This is a genomic window from Nitrospiria bacterium (assembly GCA_036397255.1).
Classification (GTDB): domain Bacteria; phylum Nitrospirota; class Nitrospiria; order DASWJH01; family DASWJH01; genus DASWJH01.
Map to the genome: position 1 here is coordinate 1 of DASWJH010000080.1, position 20,219 is coordinate 20,219.

Sequence of the window (20,219 nt, forward strand, 5' to 3'; positions counted from 1 at the left end):
GCCATCTCCTTCTGCAGGTATACGGAAGTGTGGCCTATCGGACAGAAATATTTCAAATCGAAAAATTGCACTTTAAAAGAAAAACCAATATTTCTCTATAAGTTAGAACAGGCAACCCATTCAACGTTGGGACACTACTGGCCTCGGATAACGTCGCATAATGTTTGGCCCCTTCCAAAACATCATGGGCACCATAAGCCATTTGATAGGCTTCCGACACCAAATGGTTGCAAGCATCCACCAGAGACAAACTTGAAAAACCCATATTCTTCATGGCCCTTGCGGCCGAGCCGATATTTCCGGGGCGAAGAGGTCTCACTAAAACAATATCAATATTCTGAAAAGGTTTAACCGGGTTCTTAGACATGGAGGGTTATCTTAACAAAATTTAGGGAGGGTTCAAAGGTCTAATAGGTTGAAACTCCCGCAAAAAATGCCCGGTTTGCCTTAAGCGTGGATCAGCAATCAAGGAGCTTTCGATTATACATGAACTGGTTTCCCGATAAAACCTTCGGGAATGACGGCAAAAGGGGAACCCTTGAAATGGAAGAAAGAGGGTTTTCAAAATTCGGCTAGTAGTTTTTTATAAAACTTTGGAATTAAAAGGGAGGTAAAGGGGATGAAAATATGGATATTGGGATTTGCTTTGATTCATATTCTTTTCTTATTTGGGTGCACGGAAACAAATTCGGAAGAGACTCGAACCCATGAAGAACAAATCACTTCGACTTCGAACCTTCCCCCTCAATTTATAAAAGGGGAGGAGCTGTTTCATGCAAGATGCGCAGCATGTCATGGAGAAAAAGCCAAGGGTACGGATAAAGGCCCCTCCTTTATCTCGAAAATATATGAACCGAACCACCATGGAGACGCAAGCTTTCATTTGGCGGTACGAAATGGGGTCCGTGCCCATCATTGGAAATTTGGGGATATGCCCAAACTCCCAGGGGTGCCCCAGGAGGAGGTAACCCACATCATCGGCTATGTCCGTTGGCTCCAGAAACAGGCAGGGATATTTTAATCTTTCCGCATCAAGCCTTTTTTGGTGAGAACGATAGCGCCAACCATGGCCACCAATAAAATGAGGGAGGCAATTTCAAAGGGAAGCAGGTAGGAAGTATAGAGAACCTCTCCCACTGCCTGGGTATTTCCCATTTTTTGGATCCGTTCAATTGTATACTCACCTGGGATCCCTTTAAAATGGGTTTTAAAAAATACAACACTAATAATTGTAAAAACCGTCAACCCAATCAACAGAGCAGGAAGAAGTTGGTTCTGAAACCGCTCTTCATTTTTGAAGTTCAGCAGCATCACCACAAAAAGATATAAAACCAATATGGCCCCAGCATAAATCAATATTTGGATCACGGCAATAAACTCGGCATTGAGGACCACATAAATTCCCGCGATATGAAAAAACATGACGAGAAGAGAAATGGCACTATACATGGGATTCCGCAGGGCAATGACCAACACCCCGGTCACCACGATTACAGATGCAAAATAGAAAAACAGGAATAGGGTCATTCCCTAAACACCTTTTTTTGGGGATAGTCTTTGGCTTTCGCTGCCTCCAGGAATACATTCCCTTCGCAGGAGGTCATAAATGCGGGCTTGGGGGGACGATTGGGGAATCCTTTATCACCGATCGCGAGGAGAGTTTCCTTATTTAACACCAAATCACGCTTGTCCGCAGTGGCAAATTCAAACTCTTTGGTCATCCCCAAAGCATCCACCGGACAAGCGGTAACACAAAAACCACAAAAAACACAACGGGTAATATCGATATAATATTCCTTGGCGTACCGCTTTAAGGGGTTCCCTTCTTCCTCTGCCCCCACCACCAAAATGGTATGGGAAGGACAAGCCGCCTCGCAAAGGGAACATCCCACGCATTTATCCGTTCCATCATCATAGCGTAGAAGGCATAACATTCCACGGTAATTCTCAGGAAGATCAGGTTTGACATGGGGATATTGGAGGGTGATGGATTTCACGAACATATGTTTAAAAGTAACCCCCAATCCTTTGAGGATTTCAACAAAAAAGATGGTATAGAGAGCTTTTTTGAGGGTTATCATTTCATAAAACCTTTCTGTTTACTTAAAAACATAAATCAAAACAGAAGAAAGCACCACATTGGCCAGGGCAATGGGCAACATGATTTTCCATCCAAATTTCATGAGTTGGTCGTATCGTAATCGGGGCAGGGTCGCACGAATCCAGAAAAAGAAAAAGAGAAACCCATAAACCTTGATTAAAAACCATACCACCGGAGGAATGAAATCCAAAAATGCAACCGGTGAATGCCACCCCCCTAAAAACATGACCGTGGCAATGGCAGAAACCAAGATCATGTTGGCATATTCCGCCAAAAAGAAGAAGGCAAACCGCATTCCACTGTACTCTGTGAAGAAACCCGCAACCAACTCGCTCTCTGCTTCGGGAAGATCAAATGGAAGGCGGTTGGTCTCGGCAACGGCCGATATAACATATACGGCAAAAGCAAATATTTGAGGAAAAGGCATGGCAAAAATGTGCCAATTCCAAAATCCACCTGCTTGGCCTTCCGTGATGGTAACCATGCTGAGAGATCCCGACATGAGCAGAACGCCAACCAACGAAAGGCCCAGCGTCAATTCGTAACTGATGACCTGGGCGGCAGAACGCAGTCCCCCCAGAAGGGAATATTTACTGTTGGAGGACCAGCCCCCCAACAATATGCCGTAGGCCCCTACCGAAGAAAAAGCTAGTATATAGAGAATTCCAATATTCAGATCACTAATATAGGGGTGAAGCGTAATTCCAAAAAAAGAGGTCTCATCTCTTCCAAATGGAATGACCGCAAACCCAATTAAAGCCGGGACCAAAGAAATAATTGGGGCCACGCTGAAGATAATTTTATTAGCCCCAGAGGGTACAATGTCCTCTTTGAAAAAAAGTTTTAGCCCATCGGCAATCGGCTGCAACAAACCATGGAATCCCACCTCCATTGGCCCCAACCGGTCTTGCATATGCCCTAGAATCTTTCGTTCAAAATAGGTTAAATAAGCCACGTGCCCTAAAACCGTCACCAAAACTAGGGTTATGACAATTAATACCCCTATGAGCAATGCCCCTGCTTCCATCACAAACCACCCTCTTTTTCAATGTGAATTGGCCCTGTATGATAATAGGGAACCCCTGTCACAGAATCAACGTTATATTGAACCAGATTTCTTATCGGTTTTTCAGCCAAATGCTCAGGGTAAAAAACAACTCCGGGCGGATATTTTTCACTTAATTTCACACCGACCTTGACCTCTCCCCCCGGGGAGGAAAGCCGAACCTTATCCCCTTCCTGTAGGCCCAATCGGTTTGCATCATCGGGATGAATTAAAAGTGACGGGTCTGATGCCATTTGCATTAACGCACTGGACCTCTTAGTTAATTTTCCAGAATGAAAAAGGACTTGTCCCATTACCAATTGAAATCCGTTCCCCTCTAAATACCCGGGTAAAACCACGCGATCTGAAAACCCCTGCTCATAACCTCCGGTAACATAAGAGGCCACTCCCCGTCCAACGGTTTCTTGAAGGCTTGCTTGGGAGTGCCTTTCTCCATAATAACCGGATATGGCCCGCATAATTTCCCGTTTAATCTCCCGTGAACTTTCATATTCAAAAGGGGCTTCGAAGGACTGGGCAATCAAAGCAAAAATTTCCCAATCAGGTTTCCGATCGATAAAAGGTTCAAGGGCTTTCCTCACCTTTTGTACGTATCCCTCATGATTGGTAAAGGTTCCTTCTTTCTCGGCATATCCTGCGGCGGGCAGAAGAATATGGGACATGGCTCCGGTTTCGGTAAGAAAAATATCCTGACAAATGAGAAGGTCTAATTTTCCAAGGATCTCCTTGACACGATAGGACTCAGGTAACGTACCGACCGGATCCTCACCCACCAGGTACAGCGCTTTAATCTCACCCCGATCGATTTTCTCCAGCATCTCGGGAAAGGTAGCCCCCTTAAAAACGGGGAGTTCACAATTCCAAAGTTTTCCCATCCGTTCACGGGTCAACTGTTCAGAAGCCCACATCCCACCCGGTAAAAATTCCGGGGCCACCCCCATGTCCAACGCCCCCTGTTCATTGTTTTCCTCACAAAGGTGCAAAAGGCCGCACCCGGGCGCGGTTAGTTTCCCCGAAATCAAGGCCAGATCCAAAAGATCCATCGTGGCAGCATACCCATTTTTTTCACGGGTAATTCCCTGCCCAAAAATAATGATCGCACGCTCGGAGGTTGCATACAAACGGGCGGCTTCCTTCCAATCTCGAGGCGAAACGCCTGTCCTTTCCTCCAACTCCTCATCAGAAAGGGATCCACTCAACCGCCTCCACTGAGCGAGATAGCGTGCCCCTTCCTTCTCCAACCCACGGTCGTGAAAACTTTCCTCTAAAATCGCTTTAATCATCCCCCGAATGAGCCAACGGTCTGCCCCCAGCTTTAAATGAAGGGGATGAGACGCCAGTCGGGAAATATTCGTTTGGAATGGATCCACACTAATGAGCCTTGCATGATGTTTTTTCACCGCTTCCTTAACTTTGATCCCGGTAATGGAATTGGTCTCTGTAATATCGGCTCCAAAAAGAAGCAAGGCCTGTGCTCCGACAATCTCTTCATAGGTTACGGTACTTCGGGACAGACCCATGACTTTTTTAAATCCCAGAACCGCATTCATATGCCCATAACGGGCAGAGCTATCCACATGATTGGTTTGTAAAACCTGCCGCATCAATTTTTGAAACAGGTAAAGATCCTCATTGGTACAGCGGGCAGAGATCATTCCAGCAATGGCCTCTCCACCGTAGTCGGCTTTGATCCGGCCCAATCGTCCTGCCACCTCCGGAATAGCTTCCTCCCAAATGATTTCTTCTCGGCCCCCTTCGCTCCGAACGGAGGGTACAGACAAACGTTCCTTTTGGTGAATAACCGGATATCCAAAATAACCCTTTGCACAGAGGTCCCCTTCATTTCGCCCTTCACCCCAGGTCGATGTCACACGCATAACCTCCCCCCCGCGGGTGGCCAGGGACAACTCACATCCATCGCCGCAATAGTTGCAAATGGTAATGGTTTCCTTGAGCTCCCAAGGACGGTACTCATACATTGGCAAACGGTTGGTCAAAGCACCCACCGGACAGATCTGAATACAGCCTCCACAGAATTCACAGTTTAATTCATTATGGCCAAAAGCTCCGATTTGGGTAAAGGTTCCCCTGTCAAACGGCCCCAGCGCTTTGACATCCAGGACCTCATCGCAATAACGCACACAGCGAAGACAGGTAACACAACGATTCATTTCTTTATCAATAAAAGGCCCAAAATATTCTTTTTCAAACTGTCGCTTTTCTTCTCCAAACCTTCCCCTGGCGCTGTAGTCGTGGGCCGTGTCCTGAAGTTGACAATCCCCCCCTTGGTCACAGATCGGGCAATCCAGAGGATGATTGGACAAAATAAATTCCATTACTCCATTTCTTGCCTTGGTCACATTTTCTTTTGAACTGAACACCACCATCCCATCCGTCACAGGCGTACTGCAGGCGGTTTGTAGTTTTGGAATTTTTTCAATTTCCACTAGGCACATTCGGCAATTGGCATCAGGGTCTAATTTCGGGTGATAGCAGAAATGGGGAACATCAACCCCTGCCCGTTTAGCGGCCTCAATGAGGAGGCTCCCTTTCTCTACCTTCACTTCCTTCCCGTCAATTTTGACCGTGACTAACATCTTGTTTTCCTAACCTCCAATCATGATGAGCTTGTCCGCTCCTGAGAAGGGGCAGGCCCTCGATTGAATATGGGCTTCATATTCGGCCCGAAAATGTTTTAAGGTGCTTAAAATAGGAGCCACTTCCGCATCCCCAAAAGCACAAACCGTTTTTCCTGCAATATTATCGCTGAGAGCAACCAGAAGATCCAGATCCTTCATCCTTCCTTCCCCGTGCTCAATGCGATGCATGATTTGGTAGAGCCAGGAGCTTCCCTCCCGGCAAGGAGTACATTTTCCGCAACACTCGTGATGAAAAAAAGCCATCAGGTTTAAGGCCGCCCAAACCATGCAGGTGGAATCATCCATGACAGTCACTCCTCCAGAACCCAGCATGGACCCCACTTGAGCCATCGACTCAAAATCCATCTTGACATCCAGATGTTCCTCCGTGAGGAAAGCGGCTGAAGCACCCCCTGGAATCACTGCCTTTAATTTCCGATCATCTCTTATGCCTCCCGCCAAATCGTAAATCAACTCCCTCATCGGGCTACCCAGAGGAACCTCATAATTGCCGGGTCTTTTCACATGACCGCTCACGGAGAAAATGCGGGTCCCAGGGCTTTTCTGGGTTCCTATGGCAGCATACCATTCCGGCCCTTTTCCAATGATATAGGGCAAATTGGCAAGAGTCTCCACGTTGTTAATCACGGTGGGTTTGCCATATAAACCGTGGGTAGCGGGAAAGGGAGGTTTAAATCTGGGAAGTCCCCTTTTTCCCTCTAAAGATTCCATCAGCGCGGTCTCCTCCCCACAGATATAGGCCCCGGCCCCTCGATATAATATGATGTCCAGATCAAACCGGCTCCCAAGGATATCTTTTCCGAGAAACCCTTGTTCATAGGCTTCACGCAGGGACCGTTCGAGCACCTTGGCCGGATACCCGAATTCCCCTCGAATATAGATAAACCCTTTTTTGGCTCCGATGGCATAACAGGCAATGATCATCCCTTCAATCATTTGATGGGGATCCCGTTCCAATAGCTGTCTGTCCTTAAAAGTTCCCGGCTCACTCTCATCGGCATTGCAGCACAAATATTTTGGAAGAGATGGATCCTTCGGGATGAAGCTCCACTTCAGGCCGGTGGGAAAACCAGCCCCGCCTCTTCCCCGCAACCCGGATTTTTTAACCATTTCAATGATCTGTTCAGGGGTAATTCCTTTGAGAGTTTTTTTGAGACTCTCATACCCTCCCACGGCCAGGTAAGCCTTCATATCACCCTGATACCCCGGAACCTCCATATTTTTAAATAAAACTTTTTCGTGAGTCATTCATCAACCTTCTATAGAATATTAATTTGTTGCCTTCGCCCGAAGTTCCTCCAAAAGAGCATCTACTTTTTCGCCATTGAGGTTTTCATAATACGCATCATTCACCTGCATCATGGGAGAAGTTCCACAGGAGGCCAAACACTCAACGGTCTTGAGTGTAAAAAGACCATCCTCGGTGGTTTCCCCCACTTTTATCCCCAATTTATTCTCCAGGTGGGAAATCAACTGCCCAGCACCCACCAAAGCGCAGGATAGAGTTTTACAAACCTGCAAATGGTATTTCCCCACCGGCTTTTGGTTAAAGAGGGTATAAAACGTCACCACTTCATAAACCTGAATGGGAGTCAAATCAAGCACCCGGGCTACCCAGCGCATGGCTTCCTCAGAAATATAGCCCTCCTCCCTCTGAACCAAGTGTAAAATCGGAAGTAAGGCAGAGCGTTTAAGCGGAAATTGCCCAAGGATTTCTCGAACCTCCATTTCAATTTCATCAGAGTACCGCTTCGGTAATTCCTTGATCATCGGTCACATTCTCCCATTACCACATCGTATGTTCCAAAGATGGTCACAACATCGGCAATCATATACCCCCGGGCCATATAATCAAACGCACCCATATGGATAAAGGAGGGTGATCGGATTTTCATCCGGTAGGGTTTTCCGCTCCCATCACTGACAATGTAAAATCCAAGCTCTCCTTTCGGAGCTTCCGTCCCGCAATAGGTTTCACCGGGGGGAACGCGAAACCCTTCCGTCACCAGTTTAAAGTGATGGATTAAACTCTCCATATCCGACATGACCAACGATTTTGGAGGAAGGGTAAACTTGGGAAGATCGGCCAAAAAAGGCCCTTCCGGAAGCTGGTCTAGGCATTGACTAATAATCCGGGCGGATTGTTTCATCTCCTGCACGCGAACCCAATACCGATCATAGGTATCCCCGTTTTTTCCCATGGGGACATCCCACTCCACTTTGTCATAGGCCGCATAGGGCTCCGCCTTTCGGATATCATAATTGACCCCTGATCCTCTTAGCGGAGGTCCTGTCAGTCCAAAATTGATGGCATCCTCTGCGGAGATATAGGCGATTCCTTTCGTTCGGGCCAACCAGATCCGGTTGGTTTCCAACAAGGTATTATATTCCTCAATTTTAGGTGGAAACTCTTTCAGAAAATCCCGAAGCTGGACGATCACCTCCGGGGTTAAATCCTGATCCACCCCGCCGACCCGATAATAACTCATGGTAAGACGAGCCCCGCAAATTTTCTCAAACATGTTGAGCAGAACCTCTCGTTCTCGAAAGGTGAAGAAAAACACAGTCATGGCCCCGATATCCAGAGCCTGTGTCCCCAGCCAGAAAAGATGTCCTGCCAATCTTTGCATTTCTGCCACAATGGTCCGAACATATTCCCCTCGTTCTGGGATTTCAATTTGCAATAGCTTCTCTACGGCTCGGACATAAGAAAAATTATTGGTCATGGAACAGACATAATCCAGCCGATCCGTCAGTGGAATGACTTGATTATAGGTAGATACCTCCGCTAGCTTCTCCACACCTCGGTGAAGATACCCTAAATGGGGCGTTGCTTTGACGATCTTTTCACCCTCCAGATCCAGAACCACACGCAACACTCCATGGGTGCTGGGATGCTGTGGCCCCATATTCAGGAGAAGATCTTCGCTGCGCTTGGGCAGTGGAGAATCCTCAGTCTTTTCCTTTTCTTTGGTTTCTATGCTCACAATTAATTTCCTAAACCTTCCTCACCCTCTTCATCCGGCCGGGGTAAAAACTCATCAAAGGAATTCCGCCACCCCTTTCCTTCTGTAGGAAAATCCTTCCGCAAAGGCCAACCCTCAAAATCATCGGTCATCAAAATTCGCCGGTGATCCGGGTGGTTCCTAAATTCAATCCCCATCATATCGTAGGTTTCCCGTTCCAGAAAATTGGCACCTTTCCAAATTTCACATACGGATTCAATTTGGCAATCCTCTTCATCCACCCTTGCTTTGATCCGAACACGGTGATTTTTAAGAATGGAGTAAAAATGATAAACCACCTCATACCGCTCCTGATCCTCGGGAAAATCAACAGAGCAAATATCGGTAATATGGTCAAAAGAAAGATCGGGGTCATCGTGGAGAAACCGGCAGACCGGAACAATTTCCTCTTTGCGGATCTGAATGCTTAATTCCCCCAACGTTTCACGGCTTTCAATAAACGCCTGTGGAAACTGGCTACGAACCTTTTCAGCGATGGGATGCATGGGATCCTACTTTATGAATACTTTCTCTTTCATTATTTTTTCTTGAAGCTTGAGAATCCCATCAAAGAGAGCCTCGGGTCTGGGAGGGCACCCCGGAACATAAATATCTACGGGAACAATTTTATCCACCCCTTGAACCACACTATAGCTATTGTAAATATTTCCCGATGTAGCACAGGAACCCATGGAAATCACATATCTCGGTTCGGGCATTTGATCGTAAATCCGCCGAATGATTGGCGCCATTTTCCGGCACACCGTGCCCGCAACAATCATGAGATCCGATTGACGGGGAGAGGCACGAAAAACTCCTGCCCCATACCGATCAATATCATATTTCGAGGAAACCGACGCAATCATTTCTATAGCGCAACAGGCCAGCCCAAAGGTCATGGGCCACAGGGATGACTTTCGAGCCCAATTCACAACGGAATCGAGGCTGGTGGTCACGACGTTACTATCAAACTGATTTTGCATCAATCCCATTCTAAAGCTCCTTTCATCCACGCATAGAAATAACCCACAAAAAGAATTCCGATAAAAAGAATCATTTCAATGAGGCCGTACAAACCGATCTGATTATACACCACCGCCCAGGGATACATAAAAACCGCTTCAATATCAAAAATAACAAACAGCATGGCGATGATATAATACCGGGAGGGAAACGGAACCCTTGCATCCGTAAAAGGGTCCATCCCGCTCTCATAGGGCTTTAGCTTGTTTCGATAAGGACGGCTTGGACGAACCAAATACCCGGCCAGTAGACTGATCCCGCCGAAGGCCATGCCTATAAAAATAAAAATTAAAATCGCCAGATAATTGGCTGGGACAAACGACTCTGGCAAAGATTAGCCCCCCTAAACCTCACCTATCACATTGATTTTATTTATTAAAACGAAAAAAATCGAATAAAAAAAGCGAGCTCTAAATATTATAGGACCCCCTCATTTTTGTCAAGAAAAAACGGCCCCTCATATTTCCAAAACCCCTGAAATAAATGGACGAAAAGCCAATCCATCCAAATTAATAACGGGTTGCTTTTTACCCAGGATAAGAACCTTAAAAACCTTTCCCATTCTTTCTGGAAGAAGCAAGGCCTTTGCCCTTTGAAACTCCAAAGTCTCCGGTCCTTTTTCCTTTACCATGGCTTCCATTTCCTGAGAGATTCCTAAACCCATTAAAAAACTCAATTGATCTGTAAACCCCAAGACCTCTAATTCAGCTTTTTTTCCTTCCAAAACCAAGGAAGAAAAATCCACATGGGAGGTTATATCCTGCAACCCGATCCGAGTATAGGGGTTTTCTTCCACCCCATGCCGGTAATAACACATCAGGGTTCCCTTGCGACGGCCAGGCACATACAATTGTTTTGCAGGATATCCATAATCCACTGTCATCACATACCCGGAATCCAGGAGTTCTCCCACCTCTTTCATCCAATCCATCGCTTTAAGGTTAACCTCCGCTATGGCCCCTTCAGCCAAATGGATTCCCAATCTCTTAAAATAATTTTCAAGCGCCGGGGTGGAGGGGGGGAGTAAGGATTCAACCCATTGCCCTTTTTCAATTGTAACAAAAATCTCCTTAATTTCACCTTTAATGATTTGAACCCGGTGAACCGGAAAAGAATCCACCAATTCGTTTGAAAAAAGACATCCTCTTCGAGGATTTTTCAAAGCCTTGAGATTCTCAAACCAGGCCACCTTCCCTTTTTGTTCATAGTCCCTCAAGCGCTTCCCTTGACATGCCCTTAATGCAGGGCTTCGTTCAACCACCTCATAGATGATCCTTTCATAGAGGTGTGGATAGTGCTCTTCAAAAAACTGTAAAATCAATTCTCCCAGATCCCCTTTACCCGCACCCATTTCAACCAGACTCAAAGGAATCCCTTGAGGAAACCCTCCTAGCATTTGAGCCAATTGCTTTGCCACCATCTTTCCGAAGAGGGGATGAAATTCCGTGCTGGTTGCAAAATCCCCTCCTTCCCCGAATTGTTTATGAGAGGCCATATAGTAACCCTCTTCTGGGTCATACAAAGCCATTTCCATAAACTGGCAAAAGGAAATCGCACCTTTTTTTCGGATAGTATCTTTTATTTTTCGAATTAATTTTTCGTTTCCCGTCACAGGGTTTTCCTTTTATTCTCCCCGCAAAAGAATATTGTCGATGAGTCGGGTTTTTCCCACCCAAGCCGCCAAAGCAATGAGCGTCTTTTTTCGAACGGTGGTCACCTCTTGTAAAGTTTGAGCATCACAAATGCTCAGGTACTCCAGTTTGAATTTGGCTTTCTCCTCAAATTCCTTCATCATAGACCGGCGAATTCGGGAAGAGGAAAACTCTCCTTTACTGACAAGAATTTTTGCGCGCTGCAACGACCGGAACAAAGAGATCCCCGCCCGACGTTCTTTAGGGGATAAATAGCTGTTTCTGGAACTCATGGCCAGTCCATCGTGCTCACGAATGGTAGGACACATCTCAATTTTAACTTTCATATGAAGATCTTTCACCATTTGCTGGATCACACGAAACTGCTGGTAATCTTTTTGGCCAAAAAAAGCCCGGTGAGGCTCGATGATTTCAAATAGTTTGGCCACGACGGTAGTCACGCCTCGAAAATGAGACGGCCTGAAAGGGCCACATAGGAACCGGGTCAGGTTTTCCACTTGAACAAAGGTCTGAGATCCTTTAGGGTACATGACGTTGGTAGAAGGATAAAAAAGATAGTCGGCTCCTGCGGCATTTGCTTTTTCCGCATCTCCTTTGGGATCTCTAGGGTAAATCGAAAAATCCTCCCTGGGTGCAAATTGCATGGGATTCACATAAACCGATACCACCACCACCCGGCAAAGACCCCTCGCCCTCTTAATTAAAGACAAATGCCCCGGGTGAAGATACCCCAGTGTGGGGACAAAACCGATACCCCATCTTCGTTTTCTCGCATCCTCTGAGATTTTTTTCATGGATCTGGCACTTCGAATAATTTTCAAGTCATTCTCCCTGTCCCGTTAAATTAGATTCATTATGTTAACATGCCAAAATCCTCATCGGAAAGAAAAAAGATTGTAGTCCATTCCACCGCTGATTATAATAGCCGTTCAGAATTTTAAAGAAAAAAATGAGGACCCAAATAAATGGAGCAATTTGATCTGGTGGTGATTGGGGCAGGAAGCGGAGGTTTTGCTGCAGCACGTGTGGCCACAGGCCTTGGGAAAAAAGTGGCATTGATCGATAAAGGCCCGTTCGGGGGACTGTGCATTCTCAAGGGATGCATGCCCTCTAAAACCCTCCTTCGTTCCGCAGAATTGGTACATCTGGGTAAAACTTCAATTAAACTTGGCGTCTCTTTTAAAAAACCTCAAATTGATTACCCAGGAATTATTTCAAGGAAAAATGAGATCATCAAGGGTTTTTCCGATTATCGGTTTCAAGAAGTCGTATCCAATCCCAACATCACCTTCATCGATGGGCTCGCTCAATTCCGATCCCCAAGGGAAATACAAGTGGGATCAAGAATCATTCAAGGAGAAAAATTTGTCATTGGAACGGGCTCCGATTTGGCCATCCCTCCCATTCCGGGCCTAAAGGAGTTCGGGTTTATCACCAGTGATGACGCACTCGAATTGACAAAGCTCCCCAAATCATTGGCGGTTCTCGGTGCCGGAGCGGTAGGTTTGGAGTTAGGGCAGCACTTTGCGCGGATGGGGGTCAAGGTCACCATATTAGAAAGAAGCGGCCATGTGCTGAGTAAAGAAGATGAGGATATTGGAACGGCCTTGGGTCAATACCTCCAAGAAGAGGGAATGGAAGTGTGTCACCATTTAACATTTGAGAGGGTTTCAAAAAAGGGGACCTTAAAATCCTTTGAAATCACATGCCAAGGAACACCCCGAAGTGTGGAGGTAGAGGAAATATTATTGGCAGCAGGCCGGCAACCCCAACTGGAAGGCTTAAATTTAGAAGCCGCAGGGGTGGAAACCAATTGGAATGGCATCATTGTCAATGATGAAATGGAAACCAAAACCACTGGAATTTTCGCTGTGGGGGATGTCACCGGAATATATCAGCTCACCCATGTGGCCGTTTATCAGGGGGAGGTTGCAGGCCATAACGCGTTTTCGGAGCAAAAGAAAAAAGCGGATTACCGCATTGTTCCATTTGTGGTTTTTACCGATCCCACTTTCGCAAAGGTGGGACTAACCGAAAAAGAAGCGCAACAAAAAGGAATCAACGTTCAAGTGGCTTCTTTCCCCTTTAATGATTTAGGGAAGGCCATCTGTACCGGACAGACCCAAGGCTTTGCGAAAATGATTGCCGATTCAAAAACCGGGGAAATTTTAGGGGTCCAGGTGTTGGGCCCTGAAGGGGGAGAGCTGATTCATGAAATGATCGTGGCCATGACCTTTCGAAGCACCGTCCAGCAATTTCTTCAGATTCCTCATTACCACCCTACCCTTTCTGAAATTTTTACCTACCCTGCCGAAGAAATTGCCGAAAAGATAAGTTCATCTAAACTTTTAAAAACCTGATGAACAAGGGATGGAATCCAAAATTTTAAACCGGAATCCAATCAGAAACCATACATTAAAGGAAGCAGCCAGGAAAATGTCAGCCACATGATCAGTGTCAGCGGAACTCCGATCCTGACAAAGTCCCCGAATGAATATCCCCCCGCATTCATTACAAGCAAATTGGTTTTATAGGCCATAGGAGTTGCATAACTCATGTTGGAACCGAACAGGACCGCAAGGACAAAAGGCTCAGGGGGCATCCCCAATTGCTGGGCAATACTGACGGAAATGGGGGTACCAATGACCGCGGCGGCATTGTTTGAAACAATATTGGTTAAAACCGCCATTAACAACATCAGCCCGCTCAGGACCATTGTTGGGGATGCGCCAAACGTTGCCGTTACAAACACCTGGGCAAGATATTCCGCCCCTCCTGTTTTAACCATTGCTACACCAAGAGCCAGACTGGCGACAACAATCATTATGACAGGAGCGCTTAAGGCACTTGTTGCATCTCTCCAGCTGAGGCACCCGGTAAAAATCATGAGTAGGACACCAACTAAGGAACTGATTGCAATCGGTAATAACCCAAACGCAACGACTAGGATCACCCCTGCCATAATTGCAAGCGCCAAGGGAGCCTTGGACGTATGGGGAAGATCGGAAGTGGCATCCAAGACCAATAATTCACCGGTTTGTTTAAGGGATTTAATTTGCTCCCGGGCCCCCTGAACTAAAAGGACATCCCCTGTCCTTAATACAACATCGCCCAAACTTTTTCGAATGGTCTCCACGACTCTTCCTGCCCGGTGAATGGCAAGGGTAACCAATTGATAACGGTCCCTGAACCGCGCATAATTTATGGTTGTTCCCTCAAGCGGTGAACCCGGAACCACCACAACCTCAGCGATTTGCTGATCTTCCGCTTTAAGAGGATTCTCTTCATTCACCGGGTTCTCACCCGAAAAAAGCGAAGCGCCAAGGACCTGTTCAAATTCCTTTAACTGTTCAGGGGTATCATCCACCCGCATCCGGTCCCCTGCCTTAATGAGCACATCCGGAAGGGGGGTAATAAAAGTCCCGGGGCCTCTTTGAATTCGCGTTACTCTCATTGCTCCGTTTGTTTTCTTAATCAGTTCCGAAAGGGATTTTCCCTCCCCAAAACTCTCTTCGTTAATAATCAATTGGGCCGTGAAAATCCGAGGAGAGGTATCACCCAGGAGAGGTACTCGCTCCGGGAGAAGCCGTGGTGCCAAGAGCCAGAGGTAAACCACCGCGATACCCCCGGCGATTGCTGCAGGAACAAAAAAATCAAACATTTGAAACCTTTGTATCCCTAAATCCGCCGCAACGGAAACCACCAGAAGGTTCGTCGAGGTACCTATTGTGGTACTCATTCCCCCGACTAAGGTGGCAAAACCCATTGGCATTAATATCTTTGAAGCGGGTGTTTTTGTTCGAAGGGAAACAGAAATGAGAATGGGTAAAAACAGAATGACAATAGGGGTATTGTTTACAAAGGCACTTAAGACCCCACTCACCAGGAGTGCCAGAAACAAGGAAAACTGAGGGGATAAAACCCAAATCCTAGCCAAGGCACGGCCAAAAGGTTCTAAAGCCCCCGTCCGTACTAATCCCTGGCCGGCAATCATAAGGGCACACACCGCCACTAAGGCTTCGTGTCCAAATCCTGAAAAGAAATCGACTGCGCGGAGCTTCTTATCCCCCAGCGTGTAAGGGAAAAGTTCAAACCCTATGGTGACCGCTGCTAACACCAAAAGGCTTGATGTTTCCAATGGAATTTTTTCCCGTGTAAACAGGAAAAGGGCGATCCCAGTTAAAATTAAAATGGCTACAGCATGAATATCGGGTAGTGGCGGAAAATTCATTGCAAGGCCTTATCCAACAGAGAAGGAAAAACTTCTTGTGCGTTTACCAAGATGTACAATTCTTAAATTTCTTTGTTTTGGAATTTGTTTTAACGAAAATGACCCCAAGGGGGATAGAACATTAAAGAAGCATAATAGGTGATTTGCAAGGTTTTTTCTAACCCGAAATAAAGCAAAGCGTTTATCAGATTGTGAGATCGTTTCTACCCCGTTCACACCAAAGGCTAAGACCTTTGCAGAAAAAACACAAAAAAACATATTACAAGAATTTTGGTGGAACCAAATAGATATTTTTTAAGGAATCTATACAACACTTCCATTCAATTGTAAAACGGATAACAAGTCAATCCACATAGGGATTGCAAAAATATTAACTCAAAATTACACCCTGTATTCAATATTAACCAGCAATCATTGTGGTCTAAAAGATCTTATAAAGTTTAGAAAGGATGAATTTGGCTGTAGAGCTATCTTTGTTCCAAAGAAACAAAGGGTTTTGAGGAAGGGCCAATGTATACACTACGAGGCCTGATTAAGCGGTTGTTGGATTGCTGTTCTATAATATGAGCCGCCCACCCTACCACACGGCTCATGACAAAGATGGGTGTGTAAAGGGGAATGGGCAAACCCACCATATAGTAGGTGGATGCAGAATAGAAATCGAGATTTGGGAAAAAGCCTTTTTCTTCTTTGACCACCCTTTCGATGGTCTTTGACATATTATACCATTTCGTTTGACCGGTTTTCTCACCCAACGCCTTGCAGTAGCGCTCAATCACACGGGATCTGGCATCTCCATTTTTATACACCCGGTGTCCAAATCCAGGAATTCGTTGCTTCTTCGCAAGAGCATTCCGAATCCATTTTTCCGCTTTGGACTCCTCACCAATTTGCAACAGCATCTCCATCACCCGTTCATTTGCGCCACCATGCAATGACCCTTTCAGGGTCCCGATGGAAGAGGTCATGGCGGAATAAAAATCGGAAAGGGTGGATGCAGTTACCCGGGCGGAAAATGTCGATGCATTAAATTCATGCTCCGCATAGAGGATCAACGAAACATTCATCGCTTTTTCCACCAACGGATCGGGCAAATTCCCCGTTAACATGGCAAAGAAATTCTCCACATGGGATACCCCTGCTTTGGGTTCAAAAATAGTCATGCCGCCCCGCAATCGGTAAATGGAAGCAATCATGGTTGGGATTTGGGCGGTTAAACGCAAAGCTTTTCTTTTTAAACCCTCTGGAGAGGTATCGCAAGTTTCAGGATCATGAATTCCAACGATAGAAACATAGGTTCGAAGAATATCCATGGGATCGGTTTTATAGGGAAAGGTTTTATAAAGATCAAAAAGAGAAGTCGGAATCGTCCTGTTTTTGCAAAGTTCATTGGAAAATACGTCAAGCTGCTGTCGATTGGGAAGATCCCCTTTTAAAAGAAGATATATCACTTCCTCAAAGGACGCTCTCTCCGCAAGCTCTTCTAAATCATAACCCCAATAGGTCATATTTCCCGTCTCCTCATCTACTTCACAAATGGAAGATTCTCCCGCGATGATACCTTCTAAACCTGGGCTATAGGGCTTGTCCATGAGGTAATCCTTTTTGATTTTCTTATTAAATTCTTCATATCAGTATAGCTTATAAAGCCAAAAAACGCCTTCCCTCAATGTCTGGGACTTGAACTCTATAGGCATTAAGGCTTACAATTTTTTTATCCATGTTTAATAAACCCAAAATCATTGGCATTTTAAACATTACCTCTGATTCCTTTTCGGACGGAGGATTTTTTCTGGATTCTGAAAAAGCCATTCAGAAAGGCCAAGCACTTTCCGCTCAAGGTGCGGATTTCATTGAATTGGGTGGGGAATCCAGCAATCCGGACGGGCAAAAAATCTCCCCGCAAGAAGAAATCAACCGGTTGGTTCCTGTTATTAGGTCACTGAAAACAAAAGGGATTAAAATCTCGGTAGACACATACAAACCCGGCGTAATCGAAGCGGTTCTAAAAGAAGGAGTAGATCTAATCAACGACATTACCGCATTGAAAGATCCCAAAGGGATTTCTTTGCTGAGGCCAAGCACGGTTCCGGTAATCCTCATGCATGCACGTAATTCGTCCCCGCGCGCGGAAAAAAAAGAAAGGGATTATCAAAACATAATTAATGAAATTTTTGTTTTCTTTCAGGAGAGAATAAAAACCTTGGAAGAAAATGGGATCGAAAAAAAAAGACTCATCATTGACCCCGGAATGGGCTTTTTCCTTGGAGGAAACCCTGAGCCCAGTCTAAAAGTCCTCAAAGAATTCAAACCCCTGAAATCCCTTGGGGTAAAAACCTTTATCTCCACCTCCCGAAAGTCTTTTATCGGGACGGTGCTCAATAAAGATATTAACCACCGGGGTGCAGGAACCCTCGCCACCGAAATCTGGGCTGCTCTTCAAGGAGTGGATTTTATCCGAACCCATGATGTCTCCGCTCTTCACGATGCGTTAAGGATGATCCAAGCCATCCAAAACAGTTAATCCACCCCCACCCTTCCTTCAAACCAATATACTTCTTCGGAGCAAGCTTTGTCATATGCAATTTGTCCCTTCCGAGTAGGCGGGAGCTTCTTTTTTCTGGAATCCCGCTTCCTCGGGAATGATGTAAAAAACTTTCCGGGTGTTAACCCAGGGTTAAACAAAAAACACAAAAATGGGAAATGTGGAGCCCAATTTGACCCCTCACAGGTATGGTTTATACTTCATAACAGAGCAGAATGGGCCCTTTTAAATAAACAGATAGAATCACATCCCCTATGCCTTTTTTAAAGGCCGATAAATTTTTTAAGATCCCCTGGGTTTCTACCGGGATTTTGTTTCTATTTCTCCTGGGAACCTCTCTTGCCCATGTTTCAAAAAAAACCCCCATCACCAAAATTGATGACCAATCCGCTGCCCATGCCCTTCTAGGAAAACATCCTTTCAGTCTTCAATGGATCAGCTGGAAACATTTTGGGAAAGTCATCATTGTAAACCAAAAGGGGAACTACATCATCAAAGGCCATCAAACCGAGGGAGGGGATGGTGATATGGCCTCAGCCAAGCGGGCCATGAGCATGGAGGGAACCATTACCCATATCGGTACCCACTCGTTTACAGTCGATGGATCTTTAATGATTCACCTTAATCATTTAAATAAGGCCCAACCCTGCTGGCGAAAGGGAAAAATGAAATTTGTTGTTCAACGGAGGAAATTTCACTCCTGGAGATTAGAAGAAAAACAAAACCCCTGCGGGGCTTATTTAGATTATGTGGATATTCATGTGGACCGCGATTGGCAGCCTCACCGGGCGGTGAAACGGGAACCGGCTGAAGCGGGAAATTGGGGTATCGGAATTATTATGAAAGAAACCTCTTCCTTGCAACCCGGCATGCTTATTTTCCCGGATTCCCCTATCCCCTTATACAACAGCCCGGACGGAAAACCTTTAGGATCCGCAAAAGCCGATCCCCAGCAATGGAAGTTTGATTTGATCCATAAGGGAACCACCACGGAAATCCCACAAAAAGGTCACGATTTACGTGAGATCGGTTATGAAACCAGTGCCGTCACTGTTTATTCCCAGAAAAAAGGATACCTAGAGGTTTTCCGCCAGGGAAAAAGAAAAGGAGCCTGGTTAAAAAGCTCAGATTTAGAAAAACACGGATTTAAATTCTCCTCTTGGATCAATTTCCTTTTGACACAAAAAGAGGTACCGTTTTATCCACGAACACCTCTCACAGTGAGAAACAAACCGGGAACCCAACATAAAAAAGTCACATCCCTGAAGGATGAACTGGTAGATGTCCTTCCCACCGGAAAAAACCAGGATGCATGGCTTGAAGTGGAAGTTTTACGCTATTCGGTTCATCCCTGTGTGGATGGAAAGGGGAAAATTTCCAAGAAATGGAAAGGTTGGATTAAGTTTGTGGATGATGCCGGTTTCCCCAATGTATGGTACCCCACTCGGGGGTGTTAAACCCTTAAAATTACTTAAAAGACTAGTTTTTATTCAAAGAGAAGGTCCTGGAGCTTTCCAAAAAAATTCCTTGAAATGGGATTTTAAACTTTTAAAACCCAAGGACGTTTACAGGTGTTGGAATACCCCATGGGAAACTTGTGGTATTGGTCCCGTTCCCCAATTGCCCGTTGGCATTGTTTCCCCAACACCGTCCGGTTCCGTCTTCAAGGAACGCACAGGAATGCCTTCCTCCTGATGATAATAATGCCACGGAGTTTAATCCAACCACCGAAACAGGGGTTCGGCTGCAATTAACCTGCAGTCCCCCGGGAGGACCACACACCTCGGGTCCCAGGAGAGTCCCTACTCCAAGCTCACCACGCTCATTTAAACCCCAGCACTGAACCGTGGTATCTGCAAGCACCACACAGGTGAATTGGCCCGTTACATTGGCGGATATATCAACCGCCGTTAACACACCGGTGACATTAACAGGG

At 45.8% G+C, this 20,219-nt stretch carries 20 protein-coding genes; 4 read left to right on the plus strand and 16 right to left on the minus strand.

The features are described 5' to 3' along the window. Positions 1–52: 52 nt before the first annotated feature. Positions 53–367: a TrmH family RNA methyltransferase gene (locus VGB26_10700; protein ID HEX9758249.1), complete on the minus strand. Its 315-nt coding sequence runs from the start codon at positions 365–367 to the stop codon at positions 53–55. 252 nt (positions 368–619) lie between these two features. On the opposite strand from VGB26_10700, the gene VGB26_10705 reads away from it, so the two are divergent. Then, on the plus strand, positions 620–1,021 hold the full coding sequence (locus VGB26_10705; GenBank protein ID HEX9758250.1) for a cytochrome c: 402 nt from the start codon (positions 620–622) through the stop codon (positions 1,019–1,021). Here the strand turns inward: VGB26_10705 and VGB26_10710 are convergent. The 12 genes from VGB26_10710 to panC all read right to left on the minus strand — a co-directional run bounded on the left by VGB26_10710 (position 1,018) and on the right by panC (position 12,328). After that, positions 1,018–1,527 carry an NADH-quinone oxidoreductase subunit J gene (locus tag VGB26_10710; protein ID HEX9758251.1) on the minus strand — a complete coding sequence of 170 codons (510 nt, stop codon included), beginning with the start codon at positions 1,525–1,527 and terminating at the stop codon, positions 1,018–1,020. The genes VGB26_10705 and VGB26_10710 overlap by 4 nt on opposite strands. Beyond that, complete coding sequence (gene nuoI, locus VGB26_10715; protein ID HEX9758252.1) at positions 1,524–2,081, minus strand: NADH-quinone oxidoreductase subunit NuoI; 558 nt, start codon at positions 2,079–2,081, stop codon at positions 1,524–1,526. Before nuoI ends, VGB26_10710 begins: the two co-directional genes overlap by 4 nt. 18 nt (positions 2,082–2,099) lie before the next feature. Further along, a complete protein-coding gene (nuoH, locus tag VGB26_10720; protein ID HEX9758253.1) occupies positions 2,100–3,128 on the minus strand; it encodes an NADH-quinone oxidoreductase subunit NuoH in 1,029 nt (342 codons plus the stop codon). Continuing rightward, positions 3,128–5,764, minus strand: a complete 2,637-nt coding sequence (nuoG, locus tag VGB26_10725; GenBank protein ID HEX9758254.1) for an NADH-quinone oxidoreductase subunit NuoG — start codon at positions 5,762–5,764, stop codon at positions 3,128–3,130. The genes nuoH and nuoG overlap by 1 nt, the downstream gene beginning before the upstream one ends. Before the next feature lie 9 nt (positions 5,765–5,773). Beyond that, on the minus strand, positions 5,774–7,075 hold the full coding sequence (gene nuoF, locus VGB26_10730; GenBank protein ID HEX9758255.1) for an NADH-quinone oxidoreductase subunit NuoF: 1,302 nt from the start codon (positions 7,073–7,075) through the stop codon (positions 5,774–5,776). A gap of 21 nt (positions 7,076–7,096) precedes the next feature. Further along, positions 7,097–7,597 carry an NADH-quinone oxidoreductase subunit NuoE gene (gene nuoE, locus VGB26_10735; GenBank protein HEX9758256.1) on the minus strand — a complete coding sequence of 167 codons (501 nt, stop codon included), beginning with the start codon at positions 7,595–7,597 and terminating at the stop codon, positions 7,097–7,099. After that, entirely contained in the window at positions 7,594–8,736 is a 1,143-nt protein-coding gene (gene nuoD, locus VGB26_10740; protein ID HEX9758257.1) for an NADH dehydrogenase (quinone) subunit D, read from the minus strand. The genes nuoE and nuoD overlap by 4 nt, the downstream gene beginning before the upstream one ends. 80 nt (positions 8,737–8,816) lie before the next feature. Then, on the minus strand, positions 8,817–9,338 hold the full coding sequence (locus VGB26_10745; GenBank protein HEX9758258.1) for an NADH-quinone oxidoreductase subunit C: 522 nt from the start codon (positions 9,336–9,338) through the stop codon (positions 8,817–8,819). A 6-nt stretch (positions 9,339–9,344) separates the two neighbouring features. Further along, positions 9,345–9,824, minus strand: a complete 480-nt coding sequence (locus VGB26_10750) for an NADH-quinone oxidoreductase subunit B family protein (protein HEX9758259.1) — start codon at positions 9,822–9,824, stop codon at positions 9,345–9,347. Beyond that, the gene (locus tag VGB26_10755; protein ID HEX9758260.1) at positions 9,815–10,126 is read right to left on the minus strand and encodes an NADH-quinone oxidoreductase subunit A; all 312 of its coding nucleotides are present in this window, start codon (positions 10,124–10,126) and stop codon (positions 9,815–9,817) included. The genes VGB26_10750 and VGB26_10755 overlap by 10 nt, the downstream gene beginning before the upstream one ends. A gap of 186 nt (positions 10,127–10,312) precedes the next feature. Further along, complete coding sequence (locus VGB26_10760) at positions 10,313–11,467, minus strand: SAM-dependent methyltransferase (GenBank protein ID HEX9758261.1); 1,155 nt, start codon at positions 11,465–11,467, stop codon at positions 10,313–10,315. 12 nt (positions 11,468–11,479) lie between these two features. Next, positions 11,480–12,328, minus strand: a complete 849-nt coding sequence (gene panC / locus VGB26_10765) for a pantoate--beta-alanine ligase (protein ID HEX9758262.1) — start codon at positions 12,326–12,328, stop codon at positions 11,480–11,482. A gap of 144 nt (positions 12,329–12,472) precedes the next feature. On the opposite strand from panC, the gene VGB26_10770 reads away from it, so the two are divergent. After that, positions 12,473–13,867 (plus strand): dihydrolipoyl dehydrogenase, encoded by a 1,395-nt coding sequence (locus VGB26_10770; GenBank protein ID HEX9758263.1) that lies wholly within the window; start codon positions 12,473–12,475, stop codon positions 13,865–13,867. A gap of 41 nt (positions 13,868–13,908) precedes the next feature. On the opposite strand, the gene VGB26_10775 is transcribed toward VGB26_10770, so the two are convergent. Together VGB26_10775 and VGB26_10780 are read right to left on the minus strand one after the other, a co-directional pair. Then, complete coding sequence (locus VGB26_10775) at positions 13,909–15,738, minus strand: SLC13 family permease (protein ID HEX9758264.1); 1,830 nt, start codon at positions 15,736–15,738, stop codon at positions 13,909–13,911. A 467-nt stretch (positions 15,739–16,205) separates the two neighbouring features. Then, entirely contained in the window at positions 16,206–17,330 is a 1,125-nt protein-coding gene (locus VGB26_10780) for a citrate/2-methylcitrate synthase (protein ID HEX9758265.1), read from the minus strand. Between the two features lie 128 nt (positions 17,331–17,458). Between VGB26_10780 and folP the strand changes: the two genes are divergently transcribed. Together folP and VGB26_10790 are read left to right on the plus strand one after the other, a co-directional pair. Continuing rightward, positions 17,459–18,262 (plus strand): dihydropteroate synthase, encoded by an 804-nt coding sequence (gene folP, locus VGB26_10785; GenBank protein HEX9758266.1) that lies wholly within the window; start codon positions 17,459–17,461, stop codon positions 18,260–18,262. A 275-nt stretch (positions 18,263–18,537) separates the two neighbouring features. After that, positions 18,538–19,740: a hypothetical protein gene (locus tag VGB26_10790; protein HEX9758267.1), complete on the plus strand. Its 1,203-nt coding sequence runs from the start codon at positions 18,538–18,540 to the stop codon at positions 19,738–19,740. A gap of 91 nt (positions 19,741–19,831) precedes the next feature. On the opposite strand, the gene VGB26_10795 is transcribed toward VGB26_10790, so the two are convergent. Further along, positions 19,832–20,219 (minus strand): RCC1 domain-containing protein (locus VGB26_10795; protein ID HEX9758268.1); only part of this gene is annotated, 388 nt, incomplete at its 5' end.